The organism is Bacillus sp. FSL R5-0603 (genome assembly GCF_038050295.1).
Taxonomy (GTDB): Bacteria; Bacillota; Bacilli; order Bacillales; family Bacillaceae; genus Bacillus; species Bacillus subtilis.
Map to the genome: position 1 here is coordinate 4,019,809 of NZ_JBBOYP010000001.1, position 17,888 is coordinate 4,037,696.

21 protein-coding genes and 2 pseudogenes are annotated in these 17,888 nt (G+C 39.5%); 10 read left to right on the forward strand and 13 right to left on the reverse strand.

Annotation, left to right across the window (positions count from 1 at the left end; all coding sequences use genetic code 11):
* Positions 1 to 21 precede the first annotated feature (21 nt).
* A pseudogene (locus tag NYE56_RS20690) lies at positions 22 to 426 on the forward strand (VOC family protein).
* 15 nt (positions 427 to 441) lie between these two features.
* Here the strand turns inward: NYE56_RS20690 and NYE56_RS20695 are convergent.
* Both NYE56_RS20695 and NYE56_RS20700 read right to left on the reverse strand, forming a co-directional pair.
* Positions 442 to 1,104 carry an MBL fold metallo-hydrolase gene (locus tag NYE56_RS20695; RefSeq protein ID WP_268554571.1) on the reverse strand — a complete coding sequence of 221 codons (663 nt, stop codon included), beginning with the start codon at positions 1,102 to 1,104 and terminating at the stop codon, positions 442 to 444.
* Positions 1,105 to 1,274: 170 nt separating this feature from the next.
* Positions 1,275 to 1,727 carry a MarR family transcriptional regulator gene (locus NYE56_RS20700; RefSeq protein WP_003226875.1) on the reverse strand — a complete coding sequence of 151 codons (453 nt, stop codon included), beginning with the start codon at positions 1,725 to 1,727 and terminating at the stop codon, positions 1,275 to 1,277.
* A 119-nt stretch (positions 1,728 to 1,846) separates the two neighbouring features.
* Here NYE56_RS20700 and NYE56_RS20705 point away from each other — a divergent pair, with 119 nt between their 5' ends.
* Together NYE56_RS20705 and NYE56_RS20710 are read left to right on the forward strand one after the other, a co-directional pair.
* The gene (locus NYE56_RS20705) at positions 1,847 to 2,287 is read left to right on the forward strand and encodes a GNAT family N-acetyltransferase (protein ID WP_268554570.1); all 441 of its coding nucleotides are present in this window, start codon (positions 1,847 to 1,849) and stop codon (positions 2,285 to 2,287) included.
* A gap of 1 nt (position 2,288) precedes the next feature.
* Positions 2,289 to 2,885 (forward strand): YczE/YyaS/YitT family protein, encoded by a 597-nt coding sequence (locus NYE56_RS20710; RefSeq protein ID WP_335450222.1) that lies wholly within the window; start codon positions 2,289 to 2,291, stop codon positions 2,883 to 2,885.
* Between the two features lie 149 nt (positions 2,886 to 3,034).
* On the opposite strand, the gene NYE56_RS20715 is transcribed toward NYE56_RS20710, so the two are convergent.
* Positions 3,035 to 3,343 (reverse strand): hypothetical protein, encoded by a 309-nt coding sequence (locus tag NYE56_RS20715; protein ID WP_049140531.1) that lies wholly within the window; start codon positions 3,341 to 3,343, stop codon positions 3,035 to 3,037.
* 125 nt (positions 3,344 to 3,468) lie between these two features.
* Here NYE56_RS20715 and NYE56_RS20720 point away from each other — a divergent pair.
* Positions 3,469 to 3,669: pseudogene (locus NYE56_RS20720) on the forward strand (DUF255 domain-containing protein); the annotation flags it as partial.
* 211 nt (positions 3,670 to 3,880) lie between these two features.
* Here the strand turns inward: NYE56_RS20720 and NYE56_RS20725 are convergent.
* The gene (locus NYE56_RS20725) at positions 3,881 to 4,702 is read right to left on the reverse strand and encodes a MerR family transcriptional regulator (protein WP_217019856.1); all 822 of its coding nucleotides are present in this window, start codon (positions 4,700 to 4,702) and stop codon (positions 3,881 to 3,883) included.
* A 166-nt stretch (positions 4,703 to 4,868) separates the two neighbouring features.
* Here NYE56_RS20725 and NYE56_RS20730 point away from each other — a divergent pair, with 166 nt between their 5' ends.
* Positions 4,869 to 5,693, forward strand: a complete 825-nt coding sequence (locus NYE56_RS20730) for an SDR family oxidoreductase (protein ID WP_268554565.1) — start codon at positions 4,869 to 4,871, stop codon at positions 5,691 to 5,693.
* Between the two features lie 174 nt (positions 5,694 to 5,867).
* On the forward strand, positions 5,868 to 6,215 hold the full coding sequence (locus tag NYE56_RS20735) for a DMT family transporter (protein WP_217019852.1): 348 nt from the start codon (positions 5,868 to 5,870) through the stop codon (positions 6,213 to 6,215).
* Between the two features lie 540 nt (positions 6,216 to 6,755).
* Here NYE56_RS20735 and NYE56_RS20740 read toward each other — a convergent pair.
* Positions 6,756 to 7,061 carry a hypothetical protein gene (locus NYE56_RS20740; protein ID WP_326209207.1) on the reverse strand — a complete coding sequence of 102 codons (306 nt, stop codon included), beginning with the start codon at positions 7,059 to 7,061 and terminating at the stop codon, positions 6,756 to 6,758.
* Positions 7,062 to 7,373: 312 nt separating this feature from the next.
* Here NYE56_RS20740 and NYE56_RS20745 point away from each other — a divergent pair, with 312 nt between their 5' ends.
* Positions 7,374 to 8,357 carry a recombinase family protein gene (locus NYE56_RS20745; RefSeq protein ID WP_341284360.1) on the forward strand — a complete coding sequence of 328 codons (984 nt, stop codon included), beginning with the start codon at positions 7,374 to 7,376 and terminating at the stop codon, positions 8,355 to 8,357.
* Between the two features lie 205 nt (positions 8,358 to 8,562).
* Here the strand turns inward: NYE56_RS20745 and NYE56_RS20750 are convergent, their stop codons facing one another.
* Positions 8,563 to 9,186, reverse strand: a complete 624-nt coding sequence (locus NYE56_RS20750) for a hypothetical protein (RefSeq protein ID WP_326209211.1) — start codon at positions 9,184 to 9,186, stop codon at positions 8,563 to 8,565.
* A gap of 83 nt (positions 9,187 to 9,269) precedes the next feature.
* Between NYE56_RS20750 and NYE56_RS20755 the strand changes: the two genes are divergently transcribed.
* Together NYE56_RS20755 and NYE56_RS20760 are read left to right on the forward strand one after the other, a co-directional pair.
* Entirely contained in the window at positions 9,270 to 9,443 is a 174-nt protein-coding gene (locus NYE56_RS20755) for a hypothetical protein (protein WP_326209214.1), read from the forward strand.
* 228 nt (positions 9,444 to 9,671) lie between these two features.
* Complete coding sequence (locus NYE56_RS20760; RefSeq protein WP_341284361.1) at positions 9,672 to 11,741, forward strand: thioredoxin domain-containing protein; 2,070 nt, start codon at positions 9,672 to 9,674, stop codon at positions 11,739 to 11,741.
* On the opposite strand, the gene NYE56_RS20765 is transcribed toward NYE56_RS20760, so the two are convergent.
* A complete protein-coding gene (locus tag NYE56_RS20765) occupies positions 11,738 to 12,637 on the reverse strand; it encodes a CPBP family intramembrane glutamic endopeptidase (RefSeq protein WP_032724963.1) in 900 nt (299 codons plus the stop codon). The two genes, NYE56_RS20760 and NYE56_RS20765, sit on opposite strands and share 4 nt — an antisense overlap.
* 226 nt (positions 12,638 to 12,863) lie before the next feature.
* On the opposite strand from NYE56_RS20765, the gene NYE56_RS20770 reads away from it, so the two are divergent.
* Complete coding sequence (locus NYE56_RS20770) at positions 12,864 to 14,219, forward strand: MFS transporter (protein WP_341284362.1); 1,356 nt, start codon at positions 12,864 to 12,866, stop codon at positions 14,217 to 14,219.
* A gap of 33 nt (positions 14,220 to 14,252) precedes the next feature.
* Here NYE56_RS20770 and NYE56_RS20775 read toward each other — a convergent pair whose 3' ends face one another.
* The 6 genes from NYE56_RS20775 to ssbA all read right to left on the reverse strand — a co-directional run bounded on the left by NYE56_RS20775 (position 14,253) and on the right by ssbA (position 17,879).
* Positions 14,253 to 14,807 (reverse strand): sugar O-acetyltransferase, encoded by a 555-nt coding sequence (locus NYE56_RS20775; protein WP_327810385.1) that lies wholly within the window; start codon positions 14,805 to 14,807, stop codon positions 14,253 to 14,255.
* Positions 14,808 to 14,824: 17 nt separating this feature from the next.
* Entirely contained in the window at positions 14,825 to 15,205 is a 381-nt protein-coding gene (locus NYE56_RS20780) for a VOC family protein (RefSeq protein ID WP_341284363.1), read from the reverse strand.
* Between the two features lie 55 nt (positions 15,206 to 15,260).
* On the reverse strand, positions 15,261 to 16,196 hold the full coding sequence (gene ccpB / locus NYE56_RS20785; protein ID WP_341284364.1) for a transcriptional regulator CcpB: 936 nt from the start codon (positions 16,194 to 16,196) through the stop codon (positions 15,261 to 15,263).
* Positions 16,197 to 16,254: 58 nt separating this feature from the next.
* Positions 16,255 to 17,013 carry an exodeoxyribonuclease III gene (xth, locus tag NYE56_RS20790; RefSeq protein WP_187957487.1) on the reverse strand — a complete coding sequence of 253 codons (759 nt, stop codon included), beginning with the start codon at positions 17,011 to 17,013 and terminating at the stop codon, positions 16,255 to 16,257.
* Between the two features lie 64 nt (positions 17,014 to 17,077).
* Positions 17,078 to 17,317 (reverse strand): 30S ribosomal protein S18, encoded by a 240-nt coding sequence (gene rpsR / locus NYE56_RS20795; protein ID WP_003219224.1) that lies wholly within the window; start codon positions 17,315 to 17,317, stop codon positions 17,078 to 17,080.
* Between the two features lie 43 nt (positions 17,318 to 17,360).
* A complete protein-coding gene (ssbA, locus tag NYE56_RS20800) occupies positions 17,361 to 17,879 on the reverse strand; it encodes a single-stranded DNA-binding protein SsbA (protein ID WP_003219228.1) in 519 nt (172 codons plus the stop codon).
* Positions 17,880 to 17,888 lie beyond the last annotated feature (9 nt).

Here is a 17,888-nt window from a genome sequence, read left to right on the forward strand (position 1 = left end):
CGTTATAGGAGGGAGTTCATCTTGATCAAACGAATTGATCATCTGATGTTAACTGTACAAAACCTTCAAGAAACGATCGACTTTTATACATCTGTTTTGGGAATGAAAGAAGAAACTTTTGACGCAGGCAGATAAGCCTTGTGTTTTGGCAATCAAAAAATCAACTTGCATGAAGCCGGCCATGAATTCAAACCTAAAGCTAAGCGCCTATTCCCGGGATCTGCCGATTTATGTTTGATCTCTGATGAGCCTATTAGTCAAGTACTAGAGCATCCCAAGAAAACCAATGTCAAAGTTGAGGAAGGTCCAATAAAAAGAACCGGTGCACTCGGCCCGATTCAATCTGTCTATATAAGATACCCCGATCAGATCCTCATTGAGATATCGGGGTATTTAAATTTCTCTGCACATCCCAATTTGTTTTGAATTTTTTCATTTCCATTAATCCCTATACCGTAACACATAATTTTTATACAACTCTTCATTGTAAAGAATTTCTTCGCCATGTGAAGAGCAAATGAGCGTTGGTTTGATTTGATCTATGATTGAGCCGTTATCGATGTTCTCATTTATATCAACACTGAATCTTCTTATAGGTGGGTGTAAATCCTCCTTACTTGTGATAAAAAGGTCGCCCGTTAATAGCGTACGATCGATTTTATGATAATACACGACATGCCCCGGCGAATGGCCAGGTGTTAAATAGTATTTCAGAGGCAGGTGAGCAAGCGTTTGCTCCGTCAGCGGCTGGACAATATGGGCTACCCCTGTGTTCTCCACTTCATTTTTGTTCGGATATGGCTCTTCCCCATTGATGTACTTTAGTTCTTTCTGGTGCGCAAAAATCGGAATATCAAATCTCTCTAACCATTTTGATGCACCTCCGATATGATCGCTGTGGCCATGAGTAAGCAAAATGGCTTTTGGATTGCCGATCGCGAGTGTTGCCCTAATTTGAGCATCAGCAAAACGTTCTATTCCCGTATCAACAATATAAACATCATCACCATCTTTGATAAACCAAGTATGAACCGGGATACGAAGAGGCACATCAAGCTCAAATTCACATTGATAGACATGTTCTGATAATTGTCTCAAGTTCACGCAAACCACTCCCTTTGGAGATTTTTGATAGTTCAAAAGTAAACAGAAGTGAACAGACTATTTTCAAGGCAGATTATCTTGAAAATGGTCCCACACTCCAGCGGACTGGTATCCTTGAGAAGGAAACGCCGATTTTCGCCAGCATCAGCTCAACTTGTTAACGTTGTCCATTAATAATCCCTTTTGTTCCCCTTCTTCACATATTCCCAATCACGTTCTATATTCTTCCTCACTCTATGAAGGAGTGCAGAAATGGTTTCCTTTTCCTCTGAAGTAAAACCGGACAAGGCCACTTCCGTGGAATGTTCTCCTTCTCTTCTTAACAATGGATATACCTTTTTCCCTTTCTCAGTCGGGAACAGTTTTTTTATTTTTTTATTTTGCTCATCCGGCAGTTTTTGAATAAATCCCTGCATTTCCAGCTTCTTAATGGCCCGCGCGGCCGTTGTCCGGTCCACTTTTATCATTTCCGCCAATTTTTCTTGAATAATTCCCGGATTTTCGTATATACGTACGAGATAGAGATACTGCCCTCTTGTTAAGTCTAAATCTTTAAATTCGATGTTGCTTATGGAATCCAACGCTCTTGCTATCATGCCGATCTCACGCAAAATATCATTCATTCCTAAAACCCCTCACATATTTTTGTTGCAATTACAACAAAAATGTTTTAACCTTACTATTATAAGACCACATGCATGCTGTACAGTCCAGACTAATATCAGAAAAGGATTGATTCATAATGAATATAAAAAGAATAACAACTGAAGCTGATTTACATGAAGCTTTGAATATTAGAAAGACGGTTTTCATTGAGGAGCAACATGTATCGGAATCCGAAGAGTTCGATGAATTTGATACGCTCCAGAAACAATGCCAGCATGTCTTGGTATATCATGAGAATCAGCCTGTCGGCACGGGCCGTGTGCGCATCGTTGACCATACAGCAAAGCTGGAAAGAATCTGCATCCTAAAACCTTACCGTAAGTACGGATTGGGGAAAGTCATCGTAAGCGGGTTAGAAGAAATCATAAAAGAAAAAGGACTGACTGCATGTAAGCTGCATGGTCAAACACAAGCAGCAGGCTTTTATCAAAAACTCGGCTACCAGATTTCTTCACAGGAATTTATGGAAGACGGCATCCCTCACGTCCTTATGACAAAAGACATATCGCGGATTTAACATGAAATATATTTTTTACGGATTAGGCATACTCATATTAAGTTTGGGCATTTCCTTAACCATACAATCAGGACTGGGCACATCACCCTTCGATGCCCTTTTGGTTGGTCTGTCAAAAGAAATCGGTCTTACCGTAGGAAGCTGGGAGGTCCTTATTTCTGTGATCCTCTTAATCTGCAACGCTATATTAACGAGAAAAAAACCTATTTTGCTGGGCTTGATTACAGCATTCATTACTGGAATAGGCATTGACCTATGGTTGTTTGTTGTAAAAAACACCATCTATCTAAACGCGTTGTTAAGCAAACTGATTTGTTTCGGAATTGGTTTGGTGCTCATCGGTCTTGGAACAGCCATCTATCTTCAGACGAAATTCGCATCAACACCCATCGATCATTTAACACTTATTATCCGAGATCTCTCCAAAAGAACAATCTTGTTTTCAAGAACATTGGTATACGCTCTTTTCTTAGTATTAGCCATTATCTTTAAAGGCCCTATCGGCATCGGAACCCTTTTAACCGTCTGTTTAGGAGGAATGCTCCTTCACGTTTTTATGCCTTTAGTTAAAAGACGCTTCTTATCCTGCAAAATGTAAATTGATTGTTGAATACCAATGTTTAAAAAAAGAAGAGGTTAAAAGACCTCTTCTTTTCTTGCTGTTTTACATATGAAATCACTCAACAACTTCACCCAAATACAAAAAAACAACTGACTTTTAAAAATAGCTAAGCTTTTTTCGTTCACCTATTTTTTAGGTTTTTCATTCTTTCTTTGATCTCTATCTTCATTATCAATGCCACCTGAAATAGCATCGATAAAATTATCAATGGCCTTACCGATTTTTCTTATTATTCCATTACTATTACTCATATTTTCACTAGTGTTTTTCTGATTTGAATGAGAGTATTTAATAAAACTTCCAAATAAAGCACCTACAAATCCAATCCAGTTTGGAAATCCTTCTAACCCTCTTGGCTCAAAGTATAACCAATTGATTCCGAATACCACAAGACTAATAAGTATAAGTGTCGTTCCAATTATATTTTTAATCATTCTTAGTATCTACCTCCCGAAATACAGATATATCAATTACGTCTTGAGTATTCAAATGTTTCATTATTTTTTGTGCCAGTTTATATATTGTTTTTTGTGGTAAGCTAACAAAATAACTTTACTTTATACATAAAGAAGGTGATCCCACGCCAAATAAAAGTAAACCCAATAGATTAATCGCTGAAAAGTCTCCTTATTTACTCCAACACGCCCACAACCCTGTGGACTGTTTCCCGTGGGGAGAAGAAGCATTTGAAAAAGCAAAACGCGAAAACAAGCCGGTTCTGGTCAGCATCGGTTATTCGACTTGCCATTGGTGGCATGTCTATTAAAATAGCCATATGAATATAAATACTGATTAAATAGACCACTCATGTTAGACACACTTTAATAAAATAGAACTTAAAATATCTCAATACTCATAGTTATTCTCCTTTTTTCTCTTTTTCTGACAGAAGATTTTCAGATAAATAACGTTGTTACGCTTTCATCCTCATATAGTCTTATAAGGAACAATGAGTTCTTTAGTTAATCCCCTTACTTTACAATTTGCACAAAAACCTTAATTAAATACTTTTCATAGCCTTTAACTGATAGCTCATCTAACATCACTTCTTCATAGAAAAAGCCTTGTAATTTTATATTTTTGTCGCGAGAAAATGTTAACAATCTATCGTAAGTTTCTTTAATACGTGAATATCCGTCTGCGTGATACGCGGTTAAATATGTGCCTTTGTTTTGTACATAATTATAATGGTTTAATGTTTTGTTCACTCTCGTATAAAGATAATCATAACTAAAGGGTTTACCGCTCATTATTTTCTTGGTATCCATCATCCAACCTGGTGAATGATGGGCATCTAAATTTTGAGTGTTTAAATATTTATTGTGATTGATCATGGAATCGTAAATGCTTTTATCTCCTGTAAAAGGCTCTGCTTCAGTTAATACTAATGCTTCTTCTTGCCTTTCTTCAAATAGAATAGCTGCACGATCTATTTCAGTTGCCTTCTTCGTAATTCTTGATTTCTCCGAAATTATTTTTTTCATTTCTTGAAGCTGTTTAATCTTAGTGTCAAGTATTGATTCTTTACTTTCGAGAAGATTAATAAGTTCATCGGGGGATCTTTTGTTCAGATACTCCTTTATTTCCTTTAATGGCATTTCTAATTCTTTTAGGGTTGAAATCACATGAAAAACATCGATTTGATTGATTGAATAATACCTGTAACCATTAGGAGCTTTCACTTCCGGAGAAAAAATCCCAATTCGATCATAGTGAAACAATGTGTCTTTGCTTATCCCCATTAATTTGGCAAATTGCCCAGTCGTTAAATGAGTATGTAAATGTAAATCCATTAAAATCTCTCCTTGACTATGGTGTTACACCACCCTTTATTATAACCAAGAAGGGCAGAGATGAGTACGATTTCGGAATAGCTACAGTCAAAATAGATTTCATTGATTATTCCGATAATTATCTAACCTTTTTTATTAAAAATGAAAATGTTTGGAGGAAATAAATATGACAATCTTAGTTACAGGAGCTACAGGAACAGTAGGCGGGCACATTGTTGAGCTTTTAAATGGAAAAGGAGTTAAGGTGAAGGCGTTAACAAGGGCCAGAAACAAAACAAATCTGCCTGCTGAAGTTCAACTTGTCTCTGGAGATCTTGATAATCCTGAAACTTTGAAGCCACATCTTTATAAAGTAGATGGTTTATTTTTAATCACACAAAGTGATCAATCAGACACTAAATTCTTGGCCAATCAAAGAATTGTGCAAATGGCTGAAAAAGCTGGCGTTAAAAAAATTGTGGCATTGATGGATTTTGAAGGGAACCCTATTGAAGAAGTAATTATAAATAGCGGAATGGAGTGGACGATATTAAGGCCAGTAGAATTTATGAAAAACGTACTTTATGATTGGGCAGAATCTATTCAAAAAGAAGGAATTATCCGTACTGCATTTCCCGATAGTCTAAGCGCCAGAATCCATGAAGCTGATATTGCGGCTGTTGCAGTAAAAGCTCTCACGGAGGAAGGTCATCATAAACAAACATATGATTTAACTGGACCAGAAGCATTAAACCCGAGAAATATGCTTAAACAAATTTCAGAAGTGATTAAAAAACCTATTGAGCTGATTGAAATGACAGAAGATGAAGTAAAAAAAGAATGGAAGAGCAAAGGATATGACGAGCAATTTATTGATTACTTCATCATTGAAATGGGAAAAAACCCGCCTAAACAAGTTTATACAGTTTTACCAACAGTTGAACGGGTTTTAGGAGAGCCTGCCAGAACATTTGCCCAATGGATAAAAGAAAATAGGCATCACTTTGAGTAGTCATTATACGCTTAAATGAACGGGGTGTTTGTTAAATGACTAAAGTCCAATTCCCTTATTTCGTGGATTTCCATTCGCATTATTGTCAATCAGCAATACCCATGTACTAAGGCAACATTGCAGGGAAGAAAGGTGACCATATTATATAAATGAATAAACAGAAGGTGAAGAATCATGAGTTATGTATATCTGATCATTGCAGTGCTAGGCGAACTTACAGGAACATCTATGCTGAAAGCTTCAGAGAGTTTTACTAAGATTGGGCCTGTTATCGGGGTTTTTGTGAGTTTCTTTATATCCTTTTTCTGTATTTCACTAGCTATAAAAACGATTCCATTAAATGTAGCTTATGCCATATGGGCTGGACTGGGGACAGTGGGAACCACACTGATTTCCATTCTCATTTGGAAAGAGAAAATTAATTTTGCAAGCGGCATTGGAATTCTCCTCATTGTTGTGGGTGTAGTCGTATTAAATGCTTTCGGACCAGGACATGGTGAAGCAGCCAGTACAGGTAACTAAAAATGATTAAATATTAAGTAAGTGTTGTGGTGAGCAGCTGAGCTGCTCTTTTTTTGTAGAGTAACCAGTTAAGTCCTCTCGGTATGATACCAAGGGTTATAGACTCCTAGTATTTTTTATGCCTTTTTTTACTTTAGACGTTATCACCAGTTTTTTATTTGTGGGAGCGAGATGACCAACACCTTCATTATGATTTTGGTTGAAGCTTGTCCTGAGTAATCTTTTATGGCGAGTATCTTCTTTTTGATGAATGAATATAAGTTTTTCTGCGCATAAATCCAATTTCTTATTTCGGAATAATAACTATCCGTTTTCAAACTTAAAGGTGTTTTTTAATTGTCTCACATTATGGGGTCAGTACCAAAGATGCATTTGCTTTTATATCAAATTAAATGAAGGGCAAGGAATCCTTGCCTTTTTGTATGAACTTTCAGATTGGTTATTCAACTAATCATTGGTGGCATGTCTATTAGAATATCCAAAAGGAGCAGACTAATGTCCACTCCTTTTTAAGACCTAATACCAATATGTTATTAAGAATTATATTTGAAGTTGTTCAAAAGAAACTCTCGATGTAACTAAATGTTCTGGCAATATTTCCGGAGTACCTTCTTTCATTGCTTTAATTGTAGCAATTACATCATTCATATCTTTGCCAATGTACATCATTTTAGCTTTGACATGTCCACCAATATAAACCTCATTACAATCCTCGCCTCGTGCATTTGCTTCTGCTACAGCATTTATAGAAAGTCTCTGTGGCATATTCATATGCGTGCGGATTTTAGTCTTTATCTGATCTAATTCACCTTCAAAGTTTCCTTCCCCGTAGGCTTCTACTAGCATCAAGAAGGACTCTTCGACGCTGTTTTATCTGTCAACCTTGCACGTGTTACTAGAGACGATGCTGAAACACCTAAATTTATGAGTTTATTTAAGACAAGAAGATGTCCTCTTTGTTACCGATAGTGAACGTATCTATGACTTAAAAATCCAAGAAGATTGGCAAGCTTTAAAATTCACCGGGTTCGTAAATAACTGGGAGTACGAAAATATAAAAGCGCAGCTAAGGAAAGGAAAAAAGGAAGTGCAAAGTTAGGCAGGTGGTCAAACGGAACCCCGCCATTTGGTTATATTTATAACCCTTTAGAAAAAAGAGTGGAAATTGATAAAGAACGGGCAAAGGGTGTCAAGTTGGCTTTTCAGTTGGTTTTAGATGGAATGGGTGTCGATAATATCGCCATAAATCTAAATCAGTTAGGTTATCGAACTAAAAGAGGGAATTTATTTAGTGGAAAAAGCATTGAAAGAATGATCCGTTCTGAAATTTACAAAGGATGTATAGTGTCCAACCGACTAAAAGGAAGGAATACTCACCAAGGAAAAATAAGACCTAAAGAACAATGGATTATTGTTAAAGATGCAATAAAACCTTGCATTATTGATGAAGAAACGTGGGACCTAGCCAATGAAAAATTGACCCTTAGACAAAGCCTTGCCCCAAGAGCAAGACAACGAAGACACGGTTTATCAAATTTGATTAAATGTGCCTTATGCGGAAGAACTCACTCAGTGACCATTAGAAAAGATCGAAAACAGAAAAAGGAACTTAAACCTTGCAATAGGAAAGACCCTTTAGGCAACAGTTGCTATAACAGAGGCTTAAATTATAATTCTATGATGGATCTCATAATAACCAGAATTAAAATTAGGCGAGAAGAAATAATTGCTGAACTCAAAAATTTAAAAGAGGAATCCCAGCCTTTCGATTCTAAGGCAATCAAAATACAATTGATTGAAGAACGAATGAAGAAAGTTGAAAAAGCACTGAAAATGCTTCAAATACAATTAGAGGAAGACTTAATTAGTTTAGAAGAATTTAAAGAAAGAAAAAAAATACGTTCACGAGAATTAGATAAGCTTCAATTAGAATTACAAGAAACAGAAAACATAACACAAGAAGATGAGATAAGGGCAAAAGAATCCCTCGTTGAGCGACTAGATCACTTTCTTAACAATTGGAAACAGCTCGATGATACGAAACTAAATGAAGGATTAACATCATTTATAAGTAAAGTGATATGGCATTATCCCAAAGGTAGCAATAAACCACCATCATTAAATATAGAATGGATAGATTAACGTTGCAAAGATTACTCCAAAATTATATACACAAAAAAAGAGGAGTAAACACACATGGACTACTCTACAATATCTTGACTGTGACTGTAATCAATTAAGAAGGAGAAAACATATATGTCTACTATGTTTTCTCCTTTATTTTAAGGGTTTTTATAATTTAGGTCTTGATAATTTAAACCTGTTTGTATTTCTGTTTTTAAAACAATTAGAAACAATTATTAACAACGTCACCTAAACTAAAGAATTCTAGTACAGCTTTTTGTGTTTCACCTGGTAGTGCTTTAGTAGAGACTTTTACGGCTTTTTTAATAGCATTTGTTCTAGAAAGTCCTAGGTTTCTTTGATGTTTATAAGCTCTAATAATTGTTTTTGTCATGGAATTTAGTCCGCCCATTAATTTTGCGGCTTTTTTAACCTTTAAGATCTTTGCCCATGGGATAGCATTTACTGCTATAGCTTTAGCAGCACTAGAAATGCAACTCCATGTATTCAATACTATAAATGGTCCGATATTATCCTGTACGGTTTTAACAGCAGTCAGGTTTTCTCCATCAGCAACAAATTCATAACCATCAAATTCGTTACCTTTATGTATGTTTAACCATTCAACACCGGAGTTTATTCCTTGTTCAGCAACATCCTCTGGCATTTGATCAATTAATTCTAATAGGGGTTCAAGAGTTCTTTTCATGTTCTGAGCTTCTACATTAACTTGCTCAGAAGAAACTTCATTAGAATTTTCTTTTGCGTTAGCTATTGGTATTGTTATAGTGGTGAAAATTAGAGAGAAACAGATTACAATGACCAATTGTTTAATGCTTTTCTTCACGATAAAACTCCTTTACAATATTTTTGTAGAATTATTTTCCGATGAAAATAATAACATATTTTTAAAAAAATAGGAGTGTGTTTATGAAAAAAATTTTATATTTTTTGATACTATTGATCGTTGCAGGCTCGTTTATTGTTAATATTTTTGTAGATAATGAATCTATTTCAACAATAGTTAATATTATTGGACTAATTGCAATTATTATTATGGGCATTGGTTTAAGAATTAGTTTTGGTAACTCTTCTGAAAAGTAATCCTTTTTAAGACCAGAGGAAAAAAGTATCATCAATTTTAGAATGCTTTTTTTCAGTAAATTTTATTGGAAATTTACTTATAGAAAAACTTTCTCGCTATTAGACACAATATGCAAAGATTTAAGTATAGATTACCCTCAGGAAAGTTATCGTTGGAATTACGTTATAAAATTAGGAAGAACACACATAATAGATTAAATAATAATCTTTACGAAAGAAGGTGATCCCATGCCAAACAAAAGTAAACCCAATAGATTAATCGCTGAGAAGTCTCCTTATTTACTTCAACATGCTCATAACCCTGTGGACTGGTACCCTTGGGGAGAAGAAGCATTTGAAAAAGCAAAACGCGAAAACAAGCCGGTTCTGGTCAGCATCGGTTATTCGACTTGTCATTGGTGCCACGTGATGGCTCACGAAAGCTTTGAAGACGAAGAAATCGCGCGTCTTCTCAATGAACGGTTTGTGGCGATTAAAGTCGACCGGGAAGAGCGGCCGGATGTGGATTCTGTTTATATGAGAATCTGCCAGCTGATGACCGGGCAGGGCGGCTGGCCGCTGAATGTGTTTATCACGCCTGATCAAAAGCCGTTTTACGCGGGTACATATTTTCCAAAGACGAGCAAATTCAATCGTCCCGGTTTTGTTGATGTGCTTGAGCATCTTTCTGAGACGTTTGCGAACGACCGCGAGCATGTCGAGGATATTGCGGAGAACGCCGCTAAACATTTGCAGACCAAAACAGCCGCCAAATCAGGCGAAGGCCTTAGCGAGTCAGCGATTCACCGGACATTCCAGCAGCTTGCCAGCGGGTTTGATACGATCTACGGCGGTTTCGGGCAGGCACCGAAATTTCCGATGCCCCATATGCTGATGTATTTGCTTCGTTATCATCACAATACGGGGCAGGATAACGCTTTATACAACGTGACGAAAACGCTGGACAGCATGGCGAATGGCGGCATTTACGATCATATCGGCTATGGGTTCGCCCGCTATTCGACCGATGACGAGTGGCTCGTTCCCCACTTTGAAAAAATGCTGTACGACAATGCGCTGCTGCTGACCGCTTATACCGAAGCCTACCAGGTCACGCAAAACAGCCGCTATAAAGAGATTTGTGAGCAGATCATTACGTTCATTCAGAGGGAAATGACTCATGAAGACGGAAGCTTTTTCTCTGCTTTAGACGCGGATACAGAAGGAGAAGAAGGAAAGTACTACGTGTGGTCAAAGGAAGAGATTCTGAAAACGCTCGGGGACGATCTCGGAATGCTGTATTGCCAAGTGTATGACATCACTGAAGAAGGAAACTTTGAAGGCAAAAATATTCCTAACCTCATTCACACAAAGCGAGAACAAATCAAAGAGGATGCCGGGTTAACCGAAAAAGAGCTCAGTCTCAAACTCGAAGACGCAAGACAGCAGCTCTTGAAGACACGCGAGGAAAGAACCTATCCGCATGTCGATGATAAAGTGCTTACCTCATGGAACGCGCTGATGATCGCGGGTCTTGCGAAAGCGGCAAAGGTATACCAGGAGCCAAAATATCTCAGCCTAGCGAAAGACGCCATCACATTTATTGAAAACAAATTAATCATCGACGGCCGTGTGATGGTCCGATATCGTGATGGCGAAGTGAAAAACAAAGGCTTTATCGACGATTACGCTTTTCTCCTATGGGCTTATCTGGATCTCTATGAAGCTTCGTTTGATCTTTCTTATTTACAAAAAGCGAAGAAACTGACAGACGATATGATCAGCTTATTTTGGGATGAGGAGCATGGCGGATTCTACTTCACCGGACACGATGCAGAAGCCTTAATCGTACGGGAAAAAGAAGTGTACGACGGCGCCGTGCCTTCCGGAAACAGTGTGGCAGCAGTTCAGCTGCTGCGTCTTGGACAAGTCACAGGCGACTTATCACTGATCGAAAAAGCGGAAACGATGTTTTCCGTGTTCAAGCCAGACATCGACGCGTATCCGAGCGGCCATGCTTTCTTTATGCAAAGTGTGTTAAGGCATCTAATGCCTAAAAAAGAAATCGTGATTTTTGGAAGTGCAGACGATCCAGCCAGAAAACAAATCATAACAGAGCTTCAAAAAGCCTTTAAGCCTAACGACTCCATTCTGGTAGCAGAGCATCCTGATCAATGCAAAGACATTGCGCCCTTTGCAGCAGACTACCGCATCATAGACCGCAAAACAACCGTGTATATTTGTGAAAACTTCGCCTGCCAGCAGCCGACAACGAATATCGAAGAAGCGATCCAAACGTTAATAAGCAGCAGGGATTAAGATCCTTGCTGCTTACTTTTTGATTTCTTATGGTACCATAAAGCGATCCCCGCAAACACAAGGTTGACCGCTATCGTAAAGAAAGCCTCCCACATCGGGTTCCCCCGCGTAACCGTAAAGAGAGAAGGAATTCCTCCATACACACTGTTTTTTTCTGTAATAAACATACACAAAAACATATTATTCGCGGCATGGGCGCCAAGTGATATTTCGATGCTTCCAGTTTTAATCGTGTAATAGGTCCACACAAACCCAAATGTTAAATACTCAATTCCTGCCCAGACAGCGCCGTTGTTCATTTCTGGATTCGCAAAATGCAATACGCCAAACAATCCTCCGACAATCAGTGTCAAAAATAGAGGATTTTTCGTCAATCTCCCGAAAGCTTGAAGCAAAAATCCCCTGAAAAACAGTTCCTCAGCTGATGTCTGAATCGGAACCAAAATGAGGGCAGCCGCTAGCAGCCAGATAAAGCGTGAGGCATTAAACTCTTGCATTGAATAGCTATCAGGATGAATCACAAAATCAATCAATTGTACGGCGATCATCAGCAAGAAATAAGCAATAAAACCAAAGGAAATTCTCCGCCAATTCATCTTTGAATTTGGTGTTATCACCGTTCGGAAAGGCCGCTTCAAAATAAAGCGCACAGCCAGCCAAACTCCCGGAATGGCGAATAAATAAATCACATGGGACAAATAAAGATCTACGAGGGGATCACTCAGCACAGCTTCATCCAAATCAAACGTGATATTGGGATTCACAATAACCGTGAACAATATAGCGAAAAGGTAAGCTATATTCCCGAATACATATAACCCTACCATCACCAAAAAAGCGAAAAAATATCTCCACAACGTATTGTTTCCTTCTATAGGACGGATAAATGAATTCATTCCTTCTATGTCTTTTCCTTTCAATGAGAATATTACTATATATTTGCATAAATTGGTCTATGAACCTACTGTTTTGGAAATCTTTTAAGCAAAATTAAAATATAAAGTGTGAATTTAGTTCTTCCATCTAGTGATTTGAACTCTGTTGCCAATGAACCAAGATACTTATAATAGTCCCAAGAGGGGAATTTTCAGTCTTTTCTTACTACTAAAAAGGGGGTTTTTTATGAATACGATCTTCAAACAAAAGAATACACATCCTTTCTCAAACTCAGCGAATCGTTTAGACCGCCTTCCGATTTCACGCGTTCATTTCCAAGTGTTAACCGCTCTCGGCATTGTTTATTTCTTTGATCTCGCAGATTTATTCACCCTCAGCAATGTAGCGCCGGCACTGATCGAGCATTGGGGCATCCCGCTTTCAACTATTGCTAACGTAACGGCTGCTTCGTTTTTAGGCATGTTTTTAGGCGCTTCACTGGGCGGACGGCTGTCCGATCGAATCGGCCGCAAAAAAGCCTTAAATCTATTTGTCTTTGTTTTCTCAATCGCATCGCTATGCAATGCTGCGGCATGGGACATTCCATCTTTAATGACATTCCGTTTCCTCACCGGATTTGGCGTTGCAGCCGCCATGGTCATTACGAATAGCTATTTGGCGGAATTTTTCCCTTCAAGTGTTCGTGGAAAATATATTTCTTTTTGTGCCATGATTGGATTGATCGGGGTTCCGATCACCAACATTGTGTCTGCCTTTGTCATTCCGCTTGGTTCATGGGGATGGAGGCTTGTGTTTGTATGGGGTGCCGTCGGCCTTATTTATTTTTTCTTTATTCGACGGCTGGAAGAGTCGCCTCGCTGGCACGAAAATCGAGGGGAATATGCGAAAGCCGATGCGATCCTCAACCGAATTGAGGCACAGGTTGAAAAGGAGAAAGGCCCGCTTCCGGCAGCATCCCAGCCTAAAGTAAGTGAAACTGTTAAGCAGCATGCAGGTTACGCAGGCTTATTGAAAGGCAGAAACCTCAAAATCACCATCGTATTATCTGCTGTATGGATTTTTGAAACGTTTGGGTTTTACGGATTTGCCTCATGGGTTCCAAGCCTGCTAAAAAGCAATGGCGTCACCATGGAAAATACATTGTGGTATAACGTATTGCATTCCGTCGGCGCTCCGCTTGGCGCACTGCTCGGCTCCATGATTTCCGAAAGATTTCAAAGAAAATGGATTTTAGCTGCGAGTGCGTTTCTGACGGCCATCGCCGGGCTCTTATATGGTATGACTTTTATTCCCATCATGATCATTGTATTTGGTTTTATCGTGAATATCACAGAACGGGTCTTTACCTCGAACTTATACGCCTATACATCTGAACCTTATCCGACTGAATACCGCTCGTCTGGCAGCGGTTTAGCCTATGGTCTTGGCCGTTTTTCAAACATTTTTGGCTCATTGCTTGTCGGATTTATTGCCGTTCAGCTCGGCTATATCAGCGTCTTCTTATTTATTGGGGGCTGTTGGCTCGCATGCTCCTTGCTGTTAATCTTCTTCGGTCCTAATACGAATGCAAAACAGATTTAAAAAAGTCAGTGCGGATCTGCCGCACTGACCTCATTACAATTGCTTCAAAATCCTTGCGGGGTTTCCGCCTACAACAGTATTAGCGGGTACATCCTTGGTGACAACAGATCCAGAAGCAATCACTGCGTTATCACCGATTGTCACTCCCGGGTTAATCACCGCCCGGCCTCCAATCCAAACTTGATCTCCAATTGTCACAGGCTTACCGAACTCCTTCCCGGATTTCCTTTCGATCGGATCAAGAGGATGACCGGCCGTGTAGATATGTACACCTGGCGCAATCAAACAATGACGGCCGATACGCACCTCACACACATCTAAAATGACACAGTCAAAATTAACAAATGTATGATCTCCGATATGAATGTGATAGCCATAATCACAGCGAAATGTCGGCAAAATCGTGACTTGACCCCCAACCGAACCGAGCAGCTCCTTCAAAAGCTCCGTCCGCACTGCATCATCTTCCGGTGTTTCGTTATATTGTCTAATCAGCTGTCTCGCATGCTTGCGTTCTAGTAATAGTTGTTGATCTTCCGAATTGTATAATTCTCCAGCTGCCATTTTTTCTTTTTCTGTCCTCAGCATTTAAGTCACTCCAGATGTCAGATTGTAATCTCGATCAAATTCCCTTCATCATCTTCAATCACACTTTCATAGTAGCCGTCTCCTGTTGTCCTCGGGCCGTTTACTACTGCGAAACCATCCGCCTTCAATCGATTAGTCAGTTCGTCAACTTTCTCCCGGCTCCCAACGGAAAAGGCAATATGTGCCCAGCCTGTCATTGTTTGTGAGGGCGGATCGGTCACATTCCCTTTTTTCATAATCTCCAGCCTTGCTCCGGAATCAAACGTAATAAAATAAGACTTAAAATCTTTTTTCTCATTATGATACAAATCATTCGCTTCGCCATTAAAATACGTTTCATAAAAAGACTTCATTCGCTCTAAATCATTGACCCAGACCGCTATATGTTCAATCTGCATTTCTTCCTCCTCCTTCGCCTTCAATGAAGTTATAAGGTATGAAATGCATTTCAGTTCAAGCTTTTTTCTTAAATTTATGCTGAATTTTGATATCAGCGGGTTCATCCTGCAAAAATAGAGAAAATGCTGCGATGCCGAGCTGCTCAAGATTCAAATCAAGCGACGGAAAACCAAGAACACGGCTGATAGAAGTAATTCCCTCGCCTATGATTTCAACATCCCAATTATTCTTTTTGGCAAATAGATGAATTCCAGCTGCCACTTCATCACTATTTGCATAAATAGCAGTCGGAACCCGCCCGCTCATATAAAAATGTTCAGCTGCCAGCTCACCATCATTCATATCGTTGCATCCGGACAGCATATGGTGGTCTTCCAACCTTCCGCAGACAGCTTTATAGGCCGCAGCTTTATCAGCCGTGCTCGGGCTCCTATCAGCTTCTCTGACACACGTAAAAGCAATATTCTCATGCCCGCGGCTCTTTAAATAGCGAAAGCTCTCTGCATAAGCAGTTTTTCTGTCATTAAAAGCACAAGGGACATCAATGTCTCCGGTATCCTCACAAGCGATGACCGGCCCATATTCCTGATAAGCTAAAATGCTGTCCCAATGATTGGCGCGGGAAGTAATGATGAGACCGTCTATTTTCTTCGTTCTTAACAGCTCTAAATATTTGATTTCAATATCGGGGTTATAATTGGTGGGGAGAAGGGTCGTTGCATACTCATGCTGAAAAGCCGCCTTGGTGATTCCGTTAACGATTTTATCAAAGCAGGGATGATCGCTATAAGGCAGAATCACACCGACTGTATGGGTTTTCCCGCGAATGAGATCGATTGCGGTTCGATTTGGTGTATAATCCAATTCCTTCATGACTTGATGAACAAGCTTTCTCTTTTCTTCAGATACATACGGATGATGATTCAATACACGCGAGACAGTCGAAACAGATACATTTGCCAGTCTTGCGATCTCTTTTATATTTGCCATCTCTTTCTCCTTTTCATATAAAAAAAGCAGTAAGTGTAAAATCCTTACTGCTATCTCATCATATATTGATGATAAGTTCAACAGGACAATGGTCGGAACCCATGACATCCGCTGATATGCTGGCATCTTCAATCTGTTCCTTAAGGCTTTCAGAAACAACAAAATAATCAATGCGCCATCCAATATTTCTGTCCCGGGCGCCGGCACGATACGACCACCAAGAATAAGCGCCTTCAAGATCAGGATAAACATGACGGAAAGAGTCAACAAAGCCAGCTTCTAAGAAACGAGTGAATGCCTCTCTTTCTTGATCTGAAAATCCAGCGTTATTCCGGTTCGCCTTTGGATTTTTCAAATCAATCTCCTGATGAGCTACATTCAAATCACCGCATAAAATCACTGGTTTTTTCTGATCCAATTCAAGAATATAAGACAATAAAGCCTCTTCCCATTGCATGCGGTAATCAATACGCTCTAATCCCCTTCTGGAATTGGGCGTGTAAACAGTCATCACATACACGTTTTCAAATTCCAGCGTAATCACTCTGCCTTCTTGGTCATGCTCTTCTACTCCGATACCGTAGATGACATGCAGCGGCTCTTGCTTAGAAAAAACTGCTGTGCCGGAATATCCTTTTTTCACTGCATAATTCCAATACACATGATAGCCTTCAGGCTGGAGGTCAACCTGGCCGTCCTGTATCTTCGTTTCCTGAAGACATATAATATCTGCATCCTCTTCTTTCAAATAAGAGAGGAAATCCATTTTTCTCATCACAGCCCGCAGGCCGTTTACATTCCATGAAATCAACTTCATGTTTCATCCTCCCCCCTATAAAAAAGAGCAAGAACCCGAAGGTCCTTGCTCTTTACGTATCAGCTTACTCACCGCTTACGTATGGAAGTAAAGCCATTTGACGTGCGCGTTTGATCGCTGCAGTCAATTTACGTTGGTATTTAGCGTTTGTTCCAGTTACACGACGTGGTAAAATTTTACCGCGCTCAGAAACAAACTTTTTAAGAAGATCTACATCTTTGTAGTCGATGTGCGTGATACCGTTAGAAGTGAAATAACACACTTTACGGCGTTTCGCACGACCGCCTCTGCGTCCTCCTGCCATTGTCATTTCCCTCCTTTCTTTTTCATTTTAGGCGATAATCACATTAGAATGGAAGATCATCATCCGAGATGTCAATCGGTTTGCCGTCGTTGGCAAATGGGTCATCATTAAAGCTGTTCCCCTGATTGCGTCTCTGGTTGTTTTGATTTCCCCCAAATGGATTATCATTTTGGCCTCCGCCAAAGTACTGGCCTCCGCCGCTGTTTCCTTCGTTGTATCCACCTGAACCAGAACCGCCGCCGTTTTTCGGCTCAAGAAATTGAACACTTTCAGCTTGGACCTCTGTCACGAAGACACGCTGTCCTTGCTGGTTTTCATAGTTTCTTGTTTGTAAACGGCCATCTACGCCTGCAAGGCTTCCTTTTTTCAAGAAGTTTGCAACGTTTTCGGCTTGTCTTCTCCAAGTGACACAATTAATGAAATCGGCCTCACGTTCTCCGGACTGGTTCGTAAATGTACGATTCACAGCAAGAGTAAACGTAGCAACAGCCGCACCGTTTGGCGTATAACGAAGCTCTGGGTCTTTTGTCAGTCTTCCGACTAATACAACTCGGTTAAGCATAAGAAAGAC

Bases quoted from the DNA above. Each gene is read 5' to 3' on its own strand.
- NYE56_RS20700 (WP_003226875.1), bottom strand. From the start codon at position 1,727: ATGAATGATATTTTGCGTGAGATCGGCATGATAGCAAGAGCGTTGGAT.
- NYE56_RS20705 (WP_268554570.1), top strand. From the start codon at position 1,847: ATGAATATAAAAAGAATAACAACTGAAGCTGATTTACATGAAGCTTTG.
- NYE56_RS20710 (WP_335450222.1), top strand. From the start codon at position 2,289: ATGAAATATATTTTTTACGGATTAGGCATACTCATATTAAGTTTGGGC.
- NYE56_RS20715 (WP_049140531.1), bottom strand. From the start codon at position 3,343: ATGATTAAAAATATAATTGGAACGACACTTATACTTATTAGTCTTGTG.
- NYE56_RS20725 (WP_217019856.1), bottom strand. From the start codon at position 4,702: ATGGATTTACATTTACATACTCATTTAACGACTGGGCAATTTGCCAAA.
- NYE56_RS20730 (WP_268554565.1), top strand. From the start codon at position 4,869: ATGACAATCTTAGTTACAGGAGCTACAGGAACAGTAGGCGGGCACATT.
- NYE56_RS20735 (WP_217019852.1), top strand. From the start codon at position 5,868: ATGAGTTATGTATATCTGATCATTGCAGTGCTAGGCGAACTTACAGGA.
- NYE56_RS20740 (WP_326209207.1), bottom strand. From the start codon at position 7,061: ATGCTAGTAGAAGCCTACGGGGAAGGAAACTTTGAAGGTGAATTAGAT.
- NYE56_RS20755 (WP_326209214.1), top strand. From the start codon at position 9,270: ATGAAAAAAATTTTATATTTTTTGATACTATTGATCGTTGCAGGCTCG.
- NYE56_RS20760 (WP_341284361.1), top strand. From the start codon at position 9,672: ATGCCAAACAAAAGTAAACCCAATAGATTAATCGCTGAGAAGTCTCCT.
- NYE56_RS20765 (WP_032724963.1), bottom strand. From the start codon at position 12,637: ATGAATTCATTTATCCGTCCTATAGAAGGAAACAATACGTTGTGGAGA.
- NYE56_RS20770 (WP_341284362.1), top strand. From the start codon at position 12,864: ATGAATACGATCTTCAAACAAAAGAATACACATCCTTTCTCAAACTCA.
- NYE56_RS20775 (WP_327810385.1), bottom strand. From the start codon at position 14,807: ATGCTGAGGACAGAAAAAGAAAAAATGGCAGCTGGAGAATTATACAAT.
- NYE56_RS20780 (WP_341284363.1), bottom strand. From the start codon at position 15,205: ATGCAGATTGAACATATAGCGGTCTGGGTCAATGATTTAGAGCGAATG.
- ccpB (WP_341284364.1), bottom strand. From the start codon at position 16,196: ATGGCAAATATAAAAGAGATCGCAAGACTGGCAAATGTATCTGTTTCG.
- xth (WP_187957487.1), bottom strand. From the start codon at position 17,013: ATGAAGTTGATTTCATGGAATGTAAACGGCCTGCGGGCTGTGATGAGA.
- rpsR (WP_003219224.1), bottom strand. From the start codon at position 17,317: ATGGCAGGAGGACGCAGAGGCGGTCGTGCGAAACGCCGTAAAGTGTGT.
- ssbA (WP_003219228.1), bottom strand. From the start codon at position 17,879: ATGCTTAACCGAGTTGTATTAGTCGGAAGACTGACAAAAGACCCAGAG.